Source organism: Bacillus sp. AP8, from assembly GCF_000321185.1.
Classification (GTDB): domain Bacteria; phylum Bacillota; class Bacilli; order Bacillales; family DSM-1321; genus Bacillus_AD; species Bacillus_AD massilioanorexius.
This window is the reverse complement of record NZ_CAPG01000065.1, coordinates 22,625-41,658: the sequence shown is the minus strand read 5'-3', so window position 1 is coordinate 41,658 and position 19,034 is coordinate 22,625. Positions and strand designations below refer to the sequence as shown.

The following is a 19,034-nucleotide window of genomic DNA, read 5'->3' as shown; positions in this document are numbered from 1 at the left end:
GAGGTGTGAAAAGTATGATAAATATGAATTTAAAACATCTCAGAAAGAATCATAACTTCACACAGGAAGACATTGCAGAAAAAATTAATGTATCCCGTCAAGCAGTAGCTAAATGGGAAAAAGGAGAGACGGTTCCAGATATTTCAAGTTGTATAGCTCTTGCGAAACTATATAATGTGACTCTAGATAATTTGGTCAATTATTCGGATGAAGGTTCGGGACTGATGGTGCCTCCGAAAGGTAAGCATTTTTTTGGAAGTGTTACAGTCGGGGAACGGGGGCAAATTGTCATACCTAAAAAAGCGAGAGAGTTATTCCATATAAAGTCGGGTGATTCTCTAATCATTGTTGGAGACGAGGATCGAGGATTGGCGATCGTTCCTCAAAGCTATATGAAATTATTCTTTGATCAAGTTGCATTTGGAGTGGATGAACAAGAGAGATAAAATAAAAGGGGAGAAAGCATATGAATCCCGCAATTAAAACGGTTAATCTTACGAAAAAATACGGTTCAAAGCCAGTTGTTAACCATGTCTCTATGTCTATTTATCAAGGTGAATTATTTGCCTTATTAGGAGTGAATGGGGCAGGAAAAACAACATTGATTAAAATGCTGTCTTGTTTGACAAAGCCTACATGTGGCGAAGCGTTTCTGTTAGAGAATAGCATCTTGAAAAATCCGCAAAAGGTAAAAGAATGTATAGCTGTTTCTCCGCAAGAGACCGCGATTGCTCCCAATTTGTCAGTCAGAGAGAATCTTGAGTTGATGGCTGGCGTACATGGCTTTGATAGATTAGAAACAAAAAAGAAAACAGAGCAGATGATTGAGCTGTTCTCGCTTGGTAATATACAAAAGCAACGTAGCAAAACCTTGTCCGGTGGCTGGCAGCGCCGATTAAGTATCGCAATGGCCTTGATTAGTAGCCCGGAAATCATCTTTCTTGATGAACCTACTTTGGGACTGGATATTTTGGCGAGACGTGAGCTATGGACTCTCATTAAAAGCTTGAAAGGGAAAGTCACCATTATCTTGACAACCCATTATTTAGAGGAAGCAGAAGAGTTGTCTGATCGAATTTGCGTTATGAAGGATGGAAGTATAAAAGCGTTAGGAACAGTGGAGGCGCTAAAATTAAAAACGGGAACAGATCACTTTGAGGATGCTTTTGTCAAATTGGTTGCAGAAGGTGATCTACAATGAAAATGAAGGTATTTGCTAACAGAACATCGAAGGAAATTCTCCGTGATCCACTATCCTTGATATTTGGTATCGGATTTCCCGTAGTCCTGATATTATTGCTTACTGCGATTAATCGAAATATACCGACTGATATGTTCAATATTGATCAATTGACTCCTGGTATAGCAGTATTCGGTTTATCATTTATGTCATTATTCTCAGCACAGCTTATTGCAAAGGATCGGGCGACTTCTATGCTTGCAAGATTATTCACTACGCCGTTGTCTGCTCCCGATTATATATTGGGGTACACGCTTCCACTTATTCCAATGGCATTGGTACAAAGCATCATCTGCTATCTAGTTGCCTTCCTACTTGGCATGGAAATGACTACATCGGTTCTATTGGCATTGGTCATGATTTTACCAACATCACTTGTATTTATCGGTATTGGCTTATTATGTGGCAGTGTCTTGAATGAAAAGGCGGTAGCCGGAGTATGTGGAGCTTTGCTTACCAATGTAACTGCTTGGCTATCCGGTACTTGGTTTAGTCTTGAGCTAGTGGGAGGTACGTTTAAAACGGTAGCTTATTGGTTGCCTTTTGCACATGCAGTGGATATGGGAAAAGCGGCATTAAATGGTCAATACAGTGAAATGTTTCCTCACTTTTGGTGGGTGTTGGGTTATGGTGTGCTCTTTGTGTTTATTTCAGTTGTTGTGTTTAAGAAAAAATTGAATACGGATTAATCTCGAATAGCTGAACGAACAGTGAAGTGGTAGTTCATTTTATATAATTGGCCAGTAGAATGGATTCAGAAGAACAGATCGCGTTAGCTGTATAAAAGACTTCAAAAATAGAAAAAAGGTATTCATAAGCTAAACTTCTGAATACCTTTTTTGTTGGTTATGTTCTAAACGATTGTTGTTTTCAATTTAGACTTCTGCGGGAGCAGCGGACAGGGGCTAAGTGCCACTGCCACGGAGGCTCATCGCCCGCCCTATGGAAAGCGAGCATCTGAAGCGGTTTTTACCCAATACTCAAAATTGGCTAATAAGCAATAATGTTTGCGAAAACAGCGTATTATTAAAGCAAAAAGTTTCAATAGTGTTGCCATAGAAAGTGGCACTTTTAACCGTTGTTCATTACTAGAAGGTGCTTACGGTTTGTATATTTATTTAAATTTTTGTGGGAATTGTTTAATGATCCCATTTGCTAATAGATCGGCTAACATGAGCATATGATTTTCACCTTTATCAAAGGCTGCGATATTTGCTTTCCAGTCTTTCTTTAAGCGTGCAACAGCCTCTTCAGTAACGAAGCCTAGATGTTTGTGTAGCATATCTTTTAGTTGTTCATATGACCAGTTTGGATTAGCTTTACTAAGAAAAGCGGCTATATCATCTGCATTTTTGTACCACAATTTATTATATTTATTTAGAGCCTGCTGATTTCCGCTTTTTGCAGCATCAACTACTTGTCCAGCAAGAACGATATGTTCCTTTAATAGTTTTGTCAGCTGGTTACCTGCTTTTTCACCATAAAATGGTTTTATCGAATTTCCGATGTCCGTTTGATTTTGAAGTAATCTTTGTAAAACCCATAATTTTCGTTGTTCCAGTTTTAACTTTGTTGTTTTGGGATTACAAGGTATTGAATTAGGCGCACCTAATACTTGATTGGGAACAGAAAGAAAAGACAGCATTAACAAAGTAGTGATCATTATTGAAAATATTTTTTTCATCATAGTTGCTCCTTAATGTTCTAGGCTCTGTTATAAGTTACTGTTGATTTTTAATTTGAATGGACAGAATTCTGTAGGAGAAGTGAAAAGATAAAAATTGAAATGAAAGAAAGGACCTGTCGCTTGCACACGGAAAGTGAAAAATTCAATAAACGTATGCTATACTGATAAATTAGAGTTTATGTTAAATCTTTTATACGTCAATCGTTTATATATAGTCTAAAGAGAGGGTAAAAAAAATGGTCGCGAGAAACAAAAAAAAACCGAGCATTAAGGATGTAGCGGAGAAATCAGGCGTTTCAACAGCAACTGTTTCACATGTCATTAATGGAACACGGTATGTTTCAGAAGAGGTGTCAAATAAGGTAAAGAATGCTATGAAAGAATTGCAATATGTACCTAATCCTATTGCACGTTCATTAAGAAGTCAGCATTCCCATATCATTGGTTTAATCATTCCTGTAAAACGTGCTTCAGATACGGCTAACTTATTTTTTATGACAATTGCTCAAGGTATAGAAGCTACGCTAACTAAAAATGGTTATAAACTTATTTTGTGTAATTCGTATGAAGATGTTGAATTAGAACAGGAGCATATTGACATGTTTAATGCTCAACAAGTAGATGGCTTGATTATTGCTCCTGTTACCGAGGATTATACTCATATTCAGGAACAGTATCCAATTGTCTTTATTGATCGAAAGCCCGCCGCATATAAAGGAGATTGCGTCTTCTCTAATAACTATCAAGGTGCTTATGAAGCAACGGATCATCTTATAAAAAAAGGCCATACGAAAATTGGTTTTATGACAGGTGATATGAATATATCAACAGGAAAAGACCGATTCGATGGTTATAAACAAGCTTTGCTCGATTCAGGAATTGAGATTCAAGATTCCTATATTAAGTTTGGAGATGTTAACTTAGAAACAGGTTATCAATTAGCTAAAGAACTTATGGAGAAGAAAGAAGTGAGTGCTCTTTTTGTAGCGAATAATATTTTAACAATGGGAGCTATTCGGTATTTTCAAGATTATCATGTGAAGATTCCAGATGAGATGGCTATTATCGGTTTTGACGATTACGAATGGTCAATGATTTTGAATCCTCCATTAACTAGTGTGAAACAGCCAGCATTTGAAATGGGTCAAAAAGCTGCAGAGGTGATGTTAGAGCGAATTCATAATCCTTCTATTGAACCAAAATGCTACATTATGGATACAAACTTGATTATTAGAAAAACGACGTGAGTTTTTTCAATAAATATTTTAGAGAAAAGACGTACCTGGATTTCATCTAGCCCTAGGTACAGTCTTTTTTTAGTGGTTAAACCTAGTTTGTATGAAACGGGAGGAAATTCGTGAGATCTGAGAAATCGAATGGATTAAAGCCATCACCAACAACGAGGCGTAACTCAGCTAGCATAAAATAGTCTAAATTTTTTTAATATAATATTTCTCTTGACGATTTTTGAAAACGCTTTTATAATCTAGTTAAACGATTACGTAAACGATTAACTAACTTTGAAAGCGTTTTTACAAAGAGAGGAAAGTGATTCATCATGACTTTAGGTGCAAAACGAAATTATTGGTTATTAAGTGCATTTTTCTTTTTCTATTTCTTTACATGGTCTTCATGTATGGCGTTATTCTCAATTTGGTTAGGTCAAGATATCGGGTTAAGCGGTGCAAGCACAGGTATTATCTTTTCTGCTAATGCGATCTTTGCATTAATCATGCAACCACTATACGGAGTCATTTCTGACAAAATAGGTTTAAAAAAGCATATTCTTTGGTTTATTGCTGGTTTACTAGTGTTATCTGGTCCGTTTTTCATTTACGTGTATGGTCCGTTATTAAAATATAATGTACTACTTGGAGCTATTGTTGGTGGTATGTTCTTGGGGGCAGCCTTTCAAGCAGGCTGTGGTGCAGTAGAATCTTATATTGAAAAAGTAGGTCGTCGAAACGATTTTGAATATGGAAAATCTAGAATGTGGGGTTCACTTGGATGGGCAGCTGCTACATTCTTTGCAGGTCAATTGTTTAATATTAATCCTAATATTAACTTTTGGGTAGCATCAGGTTCAGCAATCTGTTTAGTTATCATTTTATTTATGACAAGAGTAGATTTAACAGAAACAGATTCAGATGAAAAAGTAGAACCTATTAAAATGGCTGATGTTTTTGGTCTATTAAAATTAAAAAAGTTTTGGTTCTTTGTTATGTATGTATTTGGAGTTGTATGTTTTTATAATGTTTATGATCAGCAGTTTCCTATCTACTATTCTTCATTATTTTCAGATGTTGGAGCAGGAAACCAAGTATACGGGTATTTAAATTCACTTCAAGTATTCTTAGAAGCGGGTATGATGTTTGCCGCTCCGTTTATTGTAAATAAAATTGGAGCAAAGAAAGCATTAATTTTTGCAGGATGTATTATGTCGGTTCGTATTATTGGTTCAGGTTTAGCTGTTGAACCAATCGGTATTTCCTGTATGAAATTACTACATGCATTAGAATTACCAATTATGTTAATTGCGATTTTCAAATATATAGCACAGCACTTTGACAATCGTTTATCATCTACTTTGTATTTAGTAGGATTCCAATTTTCAAGCGCCATAGCGGCAGCATTTTTATCGCCAGTATTCGGAAAGATGTATGATTCAATCGGCTTTAGTAGTGTATATTACATCATTGGTGGAGTTGTACTTGTATTTACAATTGTATCTACCTTTACACTATCAAATGATATAAAGCCTGATACAGAACCATCAAATCTACAAAAAAGTGCTTAAACTAGGAGGTATATGATAAATGACATCACAAATTTTAGATAAAAAATCATTATTAGATCAAGCAAATGACGCTCTTCAAGAAGCTGCAAAAAAAGTAAATCATGATCATCGATTAGGTTTCCATATTGCCGCTCCTGCTAATTGGATTAATGATCCGAATGGATTGGTATACTTTAATGGAGAGTATCATGCGTTTTATCAGCATCACCCATATGATGAGCATTGGGGACCAATGCATTGGGGTCATGTTAAAAGTAAAGATTTAGTTCATTGGGAGCATTTGCCGATTGCGTTAGCTCCAGATCATGATTATGATCGTGATGGTTGCTTCTCAGGTAGTGCTATTGTTGAAGGAGATACACTTTATCTCATTTATACAGGTCATGTATGGGTTGATCGAGCAAAAGATATCGCCATTCAAACACAATGTCTTGCTTCAAGTAAAGATGGTATTCACTTTACTAAACATGAAGCAAATCCAATTATTCGAGAAATACCTGAGGATAGCACAGGGCATGTTCGTGATCCGAAGGTATGGAAGAAAGACGAAACATACCATATGGTATTAGGAAATCGTACAAAGGATGATATAGGCCGCGCGATCCATTACTCATCAACAAATTTAGTAGATTGGAAATATGAAGGAGTAATCGCTGAAAATACATCGAACGTAGGATACATGTGGGAATGTCCAGACTTCTTCGAGTTAGATGGTAAGCATGCTTTATTATTCTCTCCACAAGGAATGGTAGCGGATGGCGATCAATATCAAAATCTTTACCAAACTGGATATTTGGTTGGCGACTATAATGAAAACACTGGTAAATTAACTCATGGTGATTTTAAAGAACTAGATCATGGTCATGATTATTACGCTGTTCAAACTTTACACGATGATCAAGGAAGACGCATTGGTATTGGCTGGATGGATATGTGGGAATCTAATATGCCAACAAAAGAAGAAGGTTGGTGTGGTGCTTTAACATTACCACGTGAATTATCTATAACAGAAGACAATCAGGTTATTATGAAGCCTGTAGAAGAATTAAGTTTACTTCGTAAACAAGAGCTTCCAATCGATATCACAGAAGTTAATAATGAATCGATCGATACAGGAATTCATGAAGATTTACTAGAATTAAAAGTAGAGTTTTCTCTAAAGGGACTGACAGCAGAGAAGTTTGGTATAAAAGTTCGATGCAGTGATGACAATAGTGAAGAAACGGTTATTGGAGTGGATGTGAAGAATGCTAAGCTTTACCTTGATCGTGACCGTTCAGGTAAAGGTGTAGATGGTATACGTCAAACAAATATTAATGTTCAAGCAGACTCCGTAAGTCTTCATGTCTATGTAGACCGTTCTTCTGTTGAAGTATTTGCTAATGACGGCATGATTAATATGACTAGCAGAATCTATCCGAAGACTACAAGCCTAAATGTCCAATTGTTTGCAGACGGAGGAAGTGTTACAATTTCTTCTGCTCAAGCATGGAAATTAAAGGATGTTTGGGAAGAATCAAAATAAGAAAGTACAAAATTTTTGTCGAAAGCCAAGAACGAAAAATGTTCTGGCTTTTTGACGTAATTAGATATTTAAGAAGGTAGAGGTTTAGAAATGGGAAAAGTATATTGTATTGGTGAAGCTTTAATTGATTTTATTCCGGAGCAAAAAGGGAAAGCATTGAAAGATGTAGATACTTTTGAAAAATTACCAGGTGGCGCTCCTGCCAATGTTGCCATTGCTGTTGCAAAGTATGGTGGGCGAGCATCACTTATTACAAAGCTTGGTCAAGACGCTTTTGGTGATTTTTTAATTGAGATTCTAAAAGAGAATAATGTGGAAGTAGATAAAATTATTCAAACGACTGAAGCAAATACAGGTTTAGCATTTGTATCAGTTAAGGAAGATGGTGAGCGAGACTTTTCCTTTTATCGAAATCCTTCAGCAGATATGCTGTTAACTGAGGAAGAAATTAAAGCGGACTGGTTCACAGAAAATGATTTGCTTCATTTTTGTTCTGTTGACCTAATAGAATGTCCAATGAAATATGCCCATAAAAAAGCTATATCTTACATGAAGCAAAAGGGAGCTATTGTAAGTTTTGATCCAAATATCCGTTTATCGCTCTGGAAAGATCCAAAGGAATGTCAAGCTACCGTACAAGAATTTTTACCATTCGCTCACATCATTAAAGTTTCGGATGAAGAGCTAGAGTTTATTACAGGTATTTCGGATGAAAAAGAAGCGATTCGCTCATTGTTTGTAGGCGATGTTAAAGCAGTTGTCTATACGAAAGGTGCAAAAGGTGCAGAGCTTCATTTGAAAGATCAAATGTATCGATCCTCTGGATTTAAGGTGACGGTTTCAGATACAACAGGAGCTGGAGATGCGTTTATTGGCGGGCTATTATATGCCTTAGTAGCTAATCAAGTCAATCTATCAAATATTGAACAAATATTAATGGAAAAGCATGAAGACATTTTAGCCTTTGCTAATGCAAGTGGAGCATTGACAGCATCAGTAAAAGGAGCTATTCATGCAGCACCAGCTAAAAAACACGTGTTAAATTTTCTAAGTACACGCCTAGGCGAAAGTTTTGAAGGAAGATTCGTTGAATTAATGAATTAAGCACAAGGCAAGAAGGATGCACTCGTTCAGTGTTATCCTTCTTTTTTATGTTAAAAATAATTTTATAACCCATCTTTTAATCGGCTCAGAAATTTTTTGACTAATGCTGGTTTATGATGATCCTCTCGATAAACCCAGCCATAATGTACAGGTTTCATTTCAGGTAGGTTTAAAGGCAGGGCAACCATATATGAATTATTGCTTTTGAAAGAATAATCCAATCCAACAGTCACAGCTAGCTCGTCTCGAATAGCATTTTGGATTGCTTGTGTGTTATTACTTGTAAACAAGATATCATGAGGACCATAATGAGTAATTAATTGATTCATGAACCAATGAATATATTCGTCATCGTATAAAACAATGGTTTGTTTTTGAAGTATTTCTGGATCAATCTTATTTAATAAGGATAAGGATGAATGTTTATGAACACCTACTACCATTTTTCCTTTTATTAGTTTTTCAACAGAAAATCCCTTCATATTCTTTTCGAACGCTTCATGCAAAATCATGAGACCAATGTCGATTCGATTTTGTTGAAGATCTTCTATAATTTCTCTAGGACCTTTTTCAAGAATTTCTATTTTGATTTGTGGGTAATCTTTTTTAAATGCTGCAATGCTATGGATTAATAGATGCATAGGCCCAGGTATTGTGGCTATTTTTAATTCTCCACTTATTGTTTCTTTAAAGCTTTCAGCTTCTTTTTTTAGTTCGTTAATTTTCGTTATAATTTCAGCGGCCTTGGCTGTGAAAACCTTTCCTTCTGTTGTTGGTACGGCTCCTGAACCACGAGCTCGTTTAAATAAAGTAATTCCAAACTCAGCTTCAAGATTAGAGACTGCTTGGCTAATAGCAGATAATGTAATATGACAGCTTTCAGCAGCTTTAGTAAACGAACCTGTTTTAGAAACTTCACAAATATAGATAAGCTGTTCAATATTCACGTTATCCCTCCTAAATAAGTAAGTATTACTTAATTATAATTTAAAAAGTCTAAATTTTAATTAATTTTGGTTAATAGTAAAATAAAAGTAAGGAACATTAAAGCTCGTTTTCATAAAAGTGTAAGGTTTTTCAGGTGTATAGGGGTATAAAAAATAGAAACCATTTTTATGAAAACCTATAACACTATTAGGGAGGAAATACAATTGACTAAAGGTAGAGTAGTTGTTATTACAGGAGCAGCAAGTGGTATTGGGAAGGCTACAGCATTAAAATTTGCTAGACAGGGTGATCATGTGGTTGTAGCAGATTTCAATGACGTTGAAGGAGTTCGTACTACTGAAGAAATCATTAAATCTGGTGGACAAGCGATTTTTGTTAAAACAGATGTTTCAAAGTTTGAACAAGTAGAAGAACTTGTAGATAAAGCTGTTGAAACATATGGTACAATAGATGTTATTTTTAATAATGCTGGAATTGGTAGTTCAAGTGCTATACTTGATCAAGATTTAAATGTATATGAAAGAACGATTGCTGTTAATCAACATGGTGTGGCTTATGGAATTATGGCAGCAGGGCGTAAAATGAGAGAGCTTGGTGTGAAAGGTGTCATCGTAAATACGGCTTCCGTATTTGGTTATTTAGCATCTCCTGGAACATTTGCTTATCATGCCGCTAAAGGAGCTGTGGTTATGATGACTAAATCAGCTGCCTTAGAACTAGCACCTTATGGAATTCGTGTTATTGCAGTTGCTCCAGGTATGGTAGATACACCAATCATTCAAGGTTACAAAGATATGGGTATGCTTGAGTCCATGAAATCAAAAAGTATGGCAAGAAAATTATTATCGCCGGAACAGCTTGCTGATTCAGTGTATTTATTAACTTTACCTGAAGCTAGTGCAATTAATGGCAGTGTTATAATGGCCGATGAAGGATATGCATCATTTAAATAACAATAAAGAGGCATCTCAACGGTGGTTAAATATCACTTTTGGGATGCCCCTAACTTTAGATTATTTTATTTGAAAATATAGTATGTTTTTTTGGTTTTTACACCTCAAAAAAGCGGATGTTACGCTCTTTGTTATGCGCTTAATTGTATGTTGCTTATTTATTACAAAAAATGTAGTGAATCCTTATTATGTTTAATGATATTTTTTACATATTTGGCAGTAGCTTACCTGGATTCATGATGTTCATGGGATCAATCATTTGTTTAAGCTGTTTCATTAAAGTAAGTGCTTCTTCATGTTCAACCTGCTGATATTTCATTTTTCCTATACCTACTCCATGTTCACCTGTACAAGTACCCCCAAGCTCAATAGCTCGATACGTAATCTGTTCATTAATTTGTTTTGCTGTATCTACTTCCAGTTTATTTTTAGGATCATACATAATAGCAGTATGGAAGTTTCCGTCTCCAACATGACCTAATATGCCACCATTTAATATGCTTTGATCGATTAGTTCTCGTGTATAGACGACTAAGTCAGCTAATTTTGAAATGGGAACGCAAACATCTGCACCGTTCATTTCAAGTCCTTTTTTATGGCGAAATGCGAAAATCATTTCATGTCTGGCCTTCCATAATTCTGCACGGTCTTTTGAATTGTCTTTTCTTTCCCAGTTTTCACAGTTAAGATCTCTCATTAATTCTTCGACAGTACTAGCAACATCTTCAGCTGCCGTTTTTGTGCCGGCAAATTCAAAGAATAACGAATGGCCCTCAGGAAATTGATAACTTCCATATTGATTTACTTGTTTAATGCTATGTTCATCAACAAATTCCATGCGAAGTACTTGTATTCCACTTTGTAGAACAAGCTGCGCTGCTTCAACGCATTCTTTAGCAGTTCTAAAGGTACATCGTGCAGCTACAATATGTTCAGGAGTTCCGTGCAGCTTTAGTGTAATTTCCGTTAATATACCTAATGTACCTTCAGAGCCTACGAACATGCCATTTAAATGATAACCGCTTGATGATTTTTTGGCTCTTGATCCAGTATGGATGACTGAGCCGTTTGGTAGTACGACTTCTAAATCTAAAATTTGATCACGCATCGATCCATAGCGTACAGCCGTTGTACCGCTAGCATTTGTAGCAGTCATGCCACCAATACTAGCGTCAGCACCAGGATCTATTGGAAAATAAAGTCCTTGATTATTAATTGCTTGGTTTAATTCCATTCTAGATATTCCTGGTTGAACAGTAACTGTTAAATCTTCAGGATTAAATGAAAGAATCTTATTCATTCGTTCAAAATTAATGGAAATTCCTTTAGATAGAGGGATGGCTTGTCCTTCTAAACCCGAACCAGCTCCGTACGGGGTAATAGATATTTGTTTATTGCGTGCAAAATTCATAATAGCGACCACATCATCTGTGGATTCTGGGAATACTACAATATCAGGTTCGATTGGAGTGAAATAAGATTCGTCGCGACTATGTCGATATAAGTTAGTCTCACTCATACTAGTTTTTTCTTTTCCCATGATCTGGGTCAGTTCTTCTATCCATTCTTGTTGCATGAAAGCTCCTCCTATACTTGAGTTAACAATTAATTTATAATTTAGAAAATTCTATACTATTAGTTTAGTAGAAAAATGATATTTAATCTATTTATAAAAATCAAAGCTTATCATCTATGAAACAAAATCAAGAAAAAACATCGAAATTGTGTCAATTTCCTTTTTCTTTCTGTAAAGTAATCCATATTATTCGCCTTTAAGAATAAAGAAGCATCATAATATAAGTATAAGAAAACGAAGGAGAATAGGGATGATTACGAGACATGAATTAATACAGGAAGCGACTGCTTTTATTCAGGAGTGTTACAGTGAGTGGGATCGTGAGAATGAAATAGATGAACGGCTAGCCGTGATTAATAGGGAAATCAATCAAACAGGAACCTATAGTCATACTTTTGAAGAATTAATTTATGGTGCGCGTGTTGCATGGCGTAATAGTAATCGTTGTATTGGCCGCCTTTTTTGGGAAAGCTTAACGGTGTTTGACGCAAGAGAGGTAAATGATGCGAAACAACTGTTTGAAGCATTATTCCATCATATTGAATTCGCTACTAATGAAGGAAGGATTCGACCAACTATTACGATTTTTAAACCTTATATAAACGAAAAGAACCAAATTCGAATACATAATCATCAACTTATTCGCTATGCTGGATATCATTCTGACCATGGAGTTATTGGTGATCCAATATCGTTGGAGTTCACAAACAAATGTGAACAGCTTGGTTGGAAAGGAAATAGAACTCAACATGATATTCTTCCATTAGTCGTATCAATTGATGGTGGTGATTTGCATTTTAAGGAGCTTCCAAAAGATTTAGTGAAAGAAGTAGAAATAGAGCATCCGGATCTTCCAATCGATTCTTTACAAGTGAAATGGTATGGAGTACCTATTATTTCTGATATGCGTTTAGAAATTGGGGGAATATCCTATACAGCGGCTCCATTCAACGGCTGGTATATGGAAACAGAGATTGGAGCTCGTAACTTAGCTGATGAAAATCGTTATAATTTACTACCAACTGTTGCGGAAATGATGGGCTTAGATATGTCAAAGCAATCGACACTATGGAAGGACAAAGCTCTAATTGAACTAAATATTGCAGTGTTACATTCATTTAAAAAACAGGGTGTAACGATTATTGATCATCATACGGCCGCTCATCAATTTCATTTATTTGAACAGAAAGAAGTAGCATGTGGTCGAATGGTAACAGGTAATTGGGTATGGCTTATACCACCACTATCGCCTGCCACAACTCATATATATCATAAGCCATTTAAAAATGCGATACGGACACCTAACTATTTTCATCGGAAATAGACGATGTAGTTAATAGAGGATAAATGCATAGCGAATGGGCTTTAAAGTATTTTTAAATAGTAAGGGACCTCAAAGTGATTGGAAATCGCTTTTAAGAGGTCCCTATTTATATTTTTATTAAGCTTTTGCTTCGTATAATTTAATTATTTCAATCAATACATTCGTCGCTTTTATCATATTGTCTACTGAAATATATTCGAATCTGCCGTGATAGTTTTCACCACCAGTAAATACGTTCGGTGTAGGTAAGCCCATGTAAGAAAGTTGAGAACCATCTGTACCTCCGCGAATCGGTTTAACAATTGGCTCAATATCAAGATTTTTCATGGCTTCATAGGCAATGTCGACAATAAATTTAACAGGTTCAATTTTTTCTTTCATATTGTAGTATTGGTCTTTTATTTCTAACTCAATTCGTTCTTTTCCGTACTTTTCTTGTAAGCTAGCAACGATTTTTTCTATATTTGCTTTACGAGCAGCGAAAAGCTCTTTATCATGATCACGGATAATGTAGCTCAAGGTTGTTTCTTCAACATCTCCATTAAAACCTAATAAATGATAAAAACCTTCATATCCTTCTGTATTTTCTGGTGATTCATTAGCTGGTAGTTCATTTTGGAATTCCATGGCCATTTTAATGGAATTGATCATTTTGTTTTTGGCTGTCCCTGGATGAACATTTTTCCCTTTAAATGTTAGTTTTGCGCCAGCAGCATTAAAGCTTTCATATTCTAATTCGCCGAGTGGTCCACCATCCATAGTGTATGCGTATTGAGCATCAAAAGCTTTTACATCAAATTTATGTGGTCCTCTACCAATTTCTTCATCAGGTGTAAAAGCAACGCGGATTTTACCATGTTTTATCTCTGGATGCTGAATCAGATAATTCATGGCTGTCATAATTTCAGCAATTCCTGCTTTATTATCTGCACCTAGCAGAGTTGTTCCATCTGTTGTAATTAATGTATGACCTTTATATCCTGCAAGCTCTGGAAATTCAGAGGTTTTCATTACGACTTGTAATTGTTCATTTAAAACGATATCTTTTCCGTCATAATTTTCTCTAATTTGAGGCTTTACATTAGCTCCAGTTAAATCAGTAGCTGTGTCTATATGAGCTAAAAATCCAATTGTAGGAATCTGTTTATCTGTATTAGCTGGCAATGTAGCCATTACATAACAATGTTCATCAATTGTTACATCCTCCATTCCAATTTGCTTTAATTCTTCAACAAGCATATGACCAAGAGTAAATTGACCAGGTGTAGAAGGGCAAGTTTCACTACTATCATTGGATTGTGTATCTACTTTTACATATGTAGTAAATCGATTGATTATTTCGTTTTTCATTTTATAATCTCCTTACATATTTTATTAGCTATATTGTAATCTTATCACTCGTATATCATCCGTCAAATGGATACGTAAGTAAGTATTAGCAATTATTTTTTCCATTTCAAATCTTTATGTACTATGAAAAAATATGATAAACAAGAATTTATATCTATTTATGGAAAAATGAGGTAGACAATAGTGTGTATTAATGTAATAATACATTAAAACAGTGTATGAATTGCATAATACACTTCTTCGTTAATAATGACTGCCTTTGACGTTCTGACTTCCGACTATTTTAGATTTTAGTAGACATGAACATGACGTACTTGTAGAAGGAGTAGGATGTAAAAAGAAGTCAAATCCGTTTTTTTCTTTCTTATCATGCGAATAGGAGGTTAGCTTGTGATACTAGAGATGAACACCCGAGAACCGATTTATATTCAGGTAGTTACGTTTTTTAAACAAAGAATTGCAATAGGTGAACTGAAAGCTGGAGAAGAAATACCTTCCCGCCGAGAATTGGCTGTGGAGTTAAATATTAATCCAAATACGGTTCAAAAGGCTTATAAAGAAATGGAGGATCAAAGGTTGATTATTACGGAACGAAATTTTCCAAGTCATATTACTGAGGATGAAGAGGTACTTAAGCAAGTTCGAAAAGAATTGATCACAGATGCAACAGAGCATTATGTAGCTGCGATGAAGAAGATTTCTATTCCAGTTGAAGAGATAATTGATACGGTCAAAGAGATTTATCAACGAGGAGAAGTGAAGTAGGGAGGAAGAATAGTGATTGAAGTTAAAGGGATTTCAAAATCTTTTCGATTAAAAAAAGTTTTGAAGGATGTTTCATTTACAGTTAAAAAAGACGAAATAACATGTTTGATTGGACTAAATGGCACGGGGAAGTCGACAACATTGAAAAGCATACTTGGATTAACTCCTTTCACTAATGGTGATATTACGATTGATGGTATTAGTGTGAAGAAAAAGCGTAGTGATAATGTATCATTCGTTCCTGATCATATGACGATGTTATCTAGTATGAAAATTAAACAAGCCTTTCAATTTATGAATGACTTCTATCCTAGGTGGAGTGGTGAGCGTGCTCAGGAACTACTAACCTTTTTTTCGATGAAGGAAGAACAAAATATTGGCGACTTATCAAAAGGGAATGCTGCAAAGGTAAATTTAATAATCGGCTTGTCATTAAATACAGATTACATCTTACTAGATGAACCTTTTTCGGGAATTGATTTATTTTCAAAAGAGAAAATACGGGAGCTATTTTCTTCCCCTTTCATTGAGGGAAGAGGAGTGCTATTAACAACGCATGAAGTAGATGAAGTAGAACATTTAATTGATCGGGTAATCATTTTGGATGATGGAATGATTGTTCAAGATTTTTATACAGAAGAAGTTCGAATGGAAGAAGGAAAATCAGTCATCGATAAGATGAGAGAGGTGCTAGGTGGATGAGTAATTATCTTAAACTGGTTGATTTTGAAATAAAACGATTCTGGAAAATATATGTTGCTTTATTAAGTGTCGTGGTTGTTATGGAGTGTGGCTTTGTAACCTATGAATCTTTGTATTATAAAGGCTTGATAGAAGCTGGCAATTATGGGGGAGAACCATTAACTTTGTCTTATCTTACATCGTCTTCTTTTTTTGAATTAGCTCCTACACTATGTATAGCTATTTTAGTATTGTATGTTTTTTTTACATGGTATCGAGAATGGTTTAGCAAAAATACATTTGCCTTCCAGCTGCTGTTACTCCCCTTTAACCGAATGACCATATATTTAGCGAAACTATCCTCGATAGTATTATTTATTTTGGGGTGTTTAGTAACTCAATTAGCGCTATATCCTCTGTTAAAAACGATTTTTCAAGCCATCTTACCTACCCAATTTAGGATGGATATAACGTTGGTGCAGTGGTTATGGGAGAGTTCTGATTTATTTGACTTGCTGATTCCGTTAAACGCTACAGACTTTCTTCTTTATTATGGAATAGGTATTGCAGGAGTGATAGTAGTATTTACAGTTATTTTGTTGGAGAGAAGCTTTCGTTTAAAAGGTATCTTTTTCTCTGTCCTTTTTCTTTCGGTTTGTCTATTTTTACTTTTATTCCCGGCTTTGCTACATAACTTTGTGCTTCCTTTATATGAAAGTGAATATGTTGCCCTTCAAATAATGGTAATAGCGCTGATTGTGTTTGCATCGCTTTTCCTAAGTTACTATCTAATGAAAAAGAAAATATGGGTGTAAGAAGGGAAGCGTATATGATGAAAAGATATAGTTGGACCATTTTATTATCAATAGTATGTGTATTTGGTATTGTATTTTTTTATACTCTTCAAACGATTTCGTCTGAAAAGAGACTCAAGTATCGTATCGTTACAGAAAGTGGAAATCCAAATGAAATTGTAGATTTGAATATTTACGGTAACGGATTTAGTCGGGCGATTTATTACAATATGAATATTTCCTCTAAGATGACAGATTACTCTCAAAGTAACATGTTTAATAAACTAATCATACATGATTATGGCCGCGCTAACGAAACATTAAAACGACTTCAAACAGATAATAAGTCATTTATGCGTGATAAAGGGGATGTTGAAAATCTATATGAAGACCATTTATTTATACTGTATGGAATGGATGTATTTAATCATGAGAAACAAATTGTGGATGGTTTGAAAATTGACGTATTTGATAAAGTACAAAACAAATCATGGGATTTCATAGTTGAATTACCCGAAAATAACATAAAATACCAAATCTCAAACATTCAAAATATCGAGCTTGATAATCAAAACATCAATATTATTTTGTCATTGGAGGGGCAAGAAAAACAAAAAATTGTACAAATATTTGTGAATTTGAAAAAACAAAAAATCGTAAGCAGTAAAGAGCTATTTTCAAGTAGTACACAAGATTACTTTACATTTATAGATAATACTTCTATAAATAATATGGTATCAAGTGAAAAGTATCTTCCATTTTTAATCTCCAAAGAGGGACAATCTCAAAAGGATTTATATATCATTAATGTAAAGAACGGAAAGATGTTGAAAAATGAAAAAATCTTAGGAGACGCATACAATAATGATATTTATATGAGAGATAACAAAATATATTATGTTTCTAGTACCTCAGGAATATTATATGAATATGATCTTGAAATAAATCAGGACAAACAATTAACACAAAATAATCTACTAAAAGATTTCTCAAACATATGGATAGAAAAGAAAAACAATAAATTAGTGGTTTTTACGGAGCGAGGCTCGAATAAAAGGCAACATCATCTAATCGTTTATGATTTAAAAGAGTTTAAAGAAACTTTTCAAGGGAAAATTCAAAATGGCAAGGAAGCTTCGACTGACTTTATTGCTGACTACATTTCGATTTAATTTAGAAAAGATGAGCATATAATAAAAGCTCATATCCTTTCAAAGCATAGCGGCTGTTAGGATATGAGCTCTGTTTATTGTTTATTTTTAATTAGCGATTTTCTTGAGTTTTTTCAACCATATGAATGACGTCAGCTGTATTCTCACTTTGTCCTGCTTCATCTTCATCTGATGCGCCTGAACCACTTACATAGTTATAGAATACACCCATGAATAATGCACCACCGATAATATTTCCAAGTGTGACAGGAATTAAGTTATGAATGGCTTTTCCAAATGATATTGTATCTGGGTGCTCAACTACTAAAGCAACTGCGAATGAGCTCATATTGGCGATACTGTGCTCATAACCAGAGATGAAAAACCCGAATACGAATAACATCATCGTAAATAACTTTGGACCATCACCTTTTAATGTCATTGGAATGTAGAAAGCTAAACAAACTAACCAGTTACAAAGGATAGCTCGGAAAAATAATTCCATAGTAGAAGCGTTCATTTTTCCTTCAACAACACTCATTAAGTAGCCGTTAATGGCTGGAGAATCGAATAATCCAGTAGCATAAATGAAAAATGCGAAGGCAACAGCTCCAATAATATTCCCAGCATAAGTTGCACACCACATTTGAAGAACTTTCAACCATTTTAGTTTTCCGTTAAGTGCAGTGTATGTGAAATAAAAAGTGTTACCTGTAAATAAGTCTCCACCACCATATGCGATTAAGATAATGGCTGATCCAAAAGTAAGTGCTGCAAATGGATAGGCTAATGGGTTATGATTATCTGCATAAAATAAGTTCCCTGTTTTAAAAGCAATGATTACGCCAAATCCGATAAATGCACTAGCAAGAATAGCACGTAAAAGGTATTTAATAATGCTTTGATCAAATACTTTTTCTTTTTTTAAGGCTAATTTCTGTACTTCATATAAGGCTGTCTTTTCCATAGTACCTCCCGCTGCAAATCTATGTTGTTTTTGTTATTGTAGCCATATAAACATCCATTTATGTACAAATTTCATGTGAATGTATGAGCATGAAATAAGGAATGAGCACAATACAATAAAAGGAAGATGGCCTGATTCAATTTAATAAAACCAAAAGTACACCTAATCATAG

18 protein-coding genes are annotated in these 19,034 nt (G+C 34.9%); 13 read left to right on the top strand and 5 right to left on the bottom strand.

Annotated elements, in window-relative coordinates:
* Positions 1-14 precede the first annotated feature (14 nt).
* Genes BN349_RS15915 through BN349_RS15905 form a run of 3 tightly spaced genes read left to right on the top strand, consistent with a single transcriptional unit; the run spans position 15 to position 1,929 of the window.
* Positions 15-446 carry a helix-turn-helix domain-containing protein gene (locus BN349_RS15915; protein ID WP_019243328.1) on the top strand — a complete coding sequence of 144 codons (432 nt, stop codon included), beginning with the start codon at positions 15-17 and terminating at the stop codon, positions 444-446.
* Between the two features lie 20 nt (positions 447-466).
* Positions 467-1,201 (top strand): ABC transporter ATP-binding protein, encoded by a 735-nt coding sequence (locus tag BN349_RS15910; RefSeq protein WP_019243327.1) that lies wholly within the window; start codon positions 467-469, stop codon positions 1,199-1,201.
* Positions 1,198-1,929 carry an ABC transporter permease gene (locus BN349_RS15905; protein ID WP_019243326.1) on the top strand — a complete coding sequence of 244 codons (732 nt, stop codon included), beginning with the start codon at positions 1,198-1,200 and terminating at the stop codon, positions 1,927-1,929. The genes BN349_RS15910 and BN349_RS15905 overlap by 4 nt, the downstream gene beginning before the upstream one ends.
* Positions 1,930-2,354: 425 nt before the next feature.
* On the opposite strand, the gene BN349_RS15900 is transcribed toward BN349_RS15905, so the two are convergent.
* Positions 2,355-2,924 carry a hypothetical protein gene (locus BN349_RS15900; protein ID WP_019243325.1) on the bottom strand — a complete coding sequence of 190 codons (570 nt, stop codon included), beginning with the start codon at positions 2,922-2,924 and terminating at the stop codon, positions 2,355-2,357.
* 239 nt (positions 2,925-3,163) lie between these two features.
* Here BN349_RS15900 and BN349_RS15895 point away from each other — a divergent pair, with 239 nt between their 5' ends.
* The 4 genes from BN349_RS15895 to BN349_RS15880 all read left to right on the top strand — a co-directional run bounded on the left by BN349_RS15895 (position 3,164) and on the right by BN349_RS15880 (position 8,353).
* Positions 3,164-4,174 carry a LacI family DNA-binding transcriptional regulator gene (locus tag BN349_RS15895; protein ID WP_019243324.1) on the top strand — a complete coding sequence of 337 codons (1,011 nt, stop codon included), beginning with the start codon at positions 3,164-3,166 and terminating at the stop codon, positions 4,172-4,174.
* A gap of 311 nt (positions 4,175-4,485) precedes the next feature.
* A complete protein-coding gene (locus BN349_RS15890; RefSeq protein ID WP_019243323.1) occupies positions 4,486-5,724 on the top strand; it encodes an MFS transporter in 1,239 nt (412 codons plus the stop codon).
* Positions 5,725-5,743: 19 nt separating this feature from the next.
* Positions 5,744-7,249: a glycoside hydrolase family 32 protein gene (locus tag BN349_RS15885; RefSeq protein WP_019243322.1), complete on the top strand. Its 1,506-nt coding sequence runs from the start codon at positions 5,744-5,746 to the stop codon at positions 7,247-7,249.
* Between the two features lie 90 nt (positions 7,250-7,339).
* A complete protein-coding gene (locus tag BN349_RS15880) occupies positions 7,340-8,353 on the top strand; it encodes a carbohydrate kinase family protein (RefSeq protein ID WP_019243321.1) in 1,014 nt (337 codons plus the stop codon).
* A 62-nt stretch (positions 8,354-8,415) separates the two neighbouring features.
* Here the strand turns inward: BN349_RS15880 and BN349_RS15875 are convergent, their stop codons facing one another.
* Positions 8,416-9,300 (bottom strand): LysR family transcriptional regulator, encoded by an 885-nt coding sequence (locus tag BN349_RS15875; RefSeq protein WP_019243320.1) that lies wholly within the window; start codon positions 9,298-9,300, stop codon positions 8,416-8,418.
* Positions 9,301-9,504: 204 nt separating this feature from the next.
* On the opposite strand from BN349_RS15875, the gene BN349_RS15870 reads away from it, so the two are divergent.
* Entirely contained in the window at positions 9,505-10,254 is a 750-nt protein-coding gene (locus tag BN349_RS15870) for an SDR family NAD(P)-dependent oxidoreductase (RefSeq protein WP_019243319.1), read from the top strand.
* Positions 10,255-10,459: 205 nt separating this feature from the next.
* Here BN349_RS15870 and BN349_RS15865 read toward each other — a convergent pair whose 3' ends face one another.
* Positions 10,460-11,830, bottom strand: a complete 1,371-nt coding sequence (locus BN349_RS15865; RefSeq protein WP_019243318.1) for an FAD-binding oxidoreductase — start codon at positions 11,828-11,830, stop codon at positions 10,460-10,462.
* Positions 11,831-12,080: 250 nt separating this feature from the next.
* Here BN349_RS15865 and BN349_RS15860 point away from each other — a divergent pair, with 250 nt between their 5' ends.
* Positions 12,081-13,154, top strand: coding sequence for a nitric oxide synthase oxygenase (locus BN349_RS15860; protein ID WP_019243317.1), 1,074 nt, complete (start codon positions 12,081-12,083; stop codon positions 13,152-13,154).
* A 117-nt stretch (positions 13,155-13,271) separates the two neighbouring features.
* Here the strand turns inward: BN349_RS15860 and pepT are convergent, their stop codons facing one another.
* Positions 13,272-14,504: a peptidase T gene (gene pepT / locus BN349_RS15855; protein ID WP_019243316.1), complete on the bottom strand. Its 1,233-nt coding sequence runs from the start codon at positions 14,502-14,504 to the stop codon at positions 13,272-13,274.
* Between the two features lie 390 nt (positions 14,505-14,894).
* On the opposite strand from pepT, the gene BN349_RS15850 reads away from it, so the two are divergent.
* The 4 genes from BN349_RS15850 to BN349_RS15835 are packed head-to-tail and all read left to right on the top strand — an operon-like array spanning position 14,895 to position 17,916.
* Positions 14,895-15,269: a GntR family transcriptional regulator gene (locus BN349_RS15850; RefSeq protein WP_019243315.1), complete on the top strand. Its 375-nt coding sequence runs from the start codon at positions 14,895-14,897 to the stop codon at positions 15,267-15,269.
* Positions 15,270-15,281: 12 nt separating this feature from the next.
* Positions 15,282-15,971, top strand: coding sequence for an ABC transporter ATP-binding protein (locus BN349_RS15845; protein ID WP_019243314.1), 690 nt, complete (start codon positions 15,282-15,284; stop codon positions 15,969-15,971).
* Complete coding sequence (locus BN349_RS15840; RefSeq protein ID WP_019243313.1) at positions 15,968-16,765, top strand: hypothetical protein; 798 nt, start codon at positions 15,968-15,970, stop codon at positions 16,763-16,765. The genes BN349_RS15845 and BN349_RS15840 overlap by 4 nt, the downstream gene beginning before the upstream one ends.
* Positions 16,766-16,779: 14 nt before the next feature.
* Positions 16,780-17,916: a hypothetical protein gene (locus BN349_RS15835; RefSeq protein ID WP_019243312.1), complete on the top strand. Its 1,137-nt coding sequence runs from the start codon at positions 16,780-16,782 to the stop codon at positions 17,914-17,916.
* 91 nt (positions 17,917-18,007) lie between these two features.
* On the opposite strand, the gene BN349_RS15830 is transcribed toward BN349_RS15835, so the two are convergent.
* Positions 18,008-18,862, bottom strand: a complete 855-nt coding sequence (locus tag BN349_RS15830) for a formate/nitrite transporter family protein (protein WP_019243311.1) — start codon at positions 18,860-18,862, stop codon at positions 18,008-18,010.
* Between the last annotated feature and the right edge of the window lie 172 nt (positions 18,863-19,034).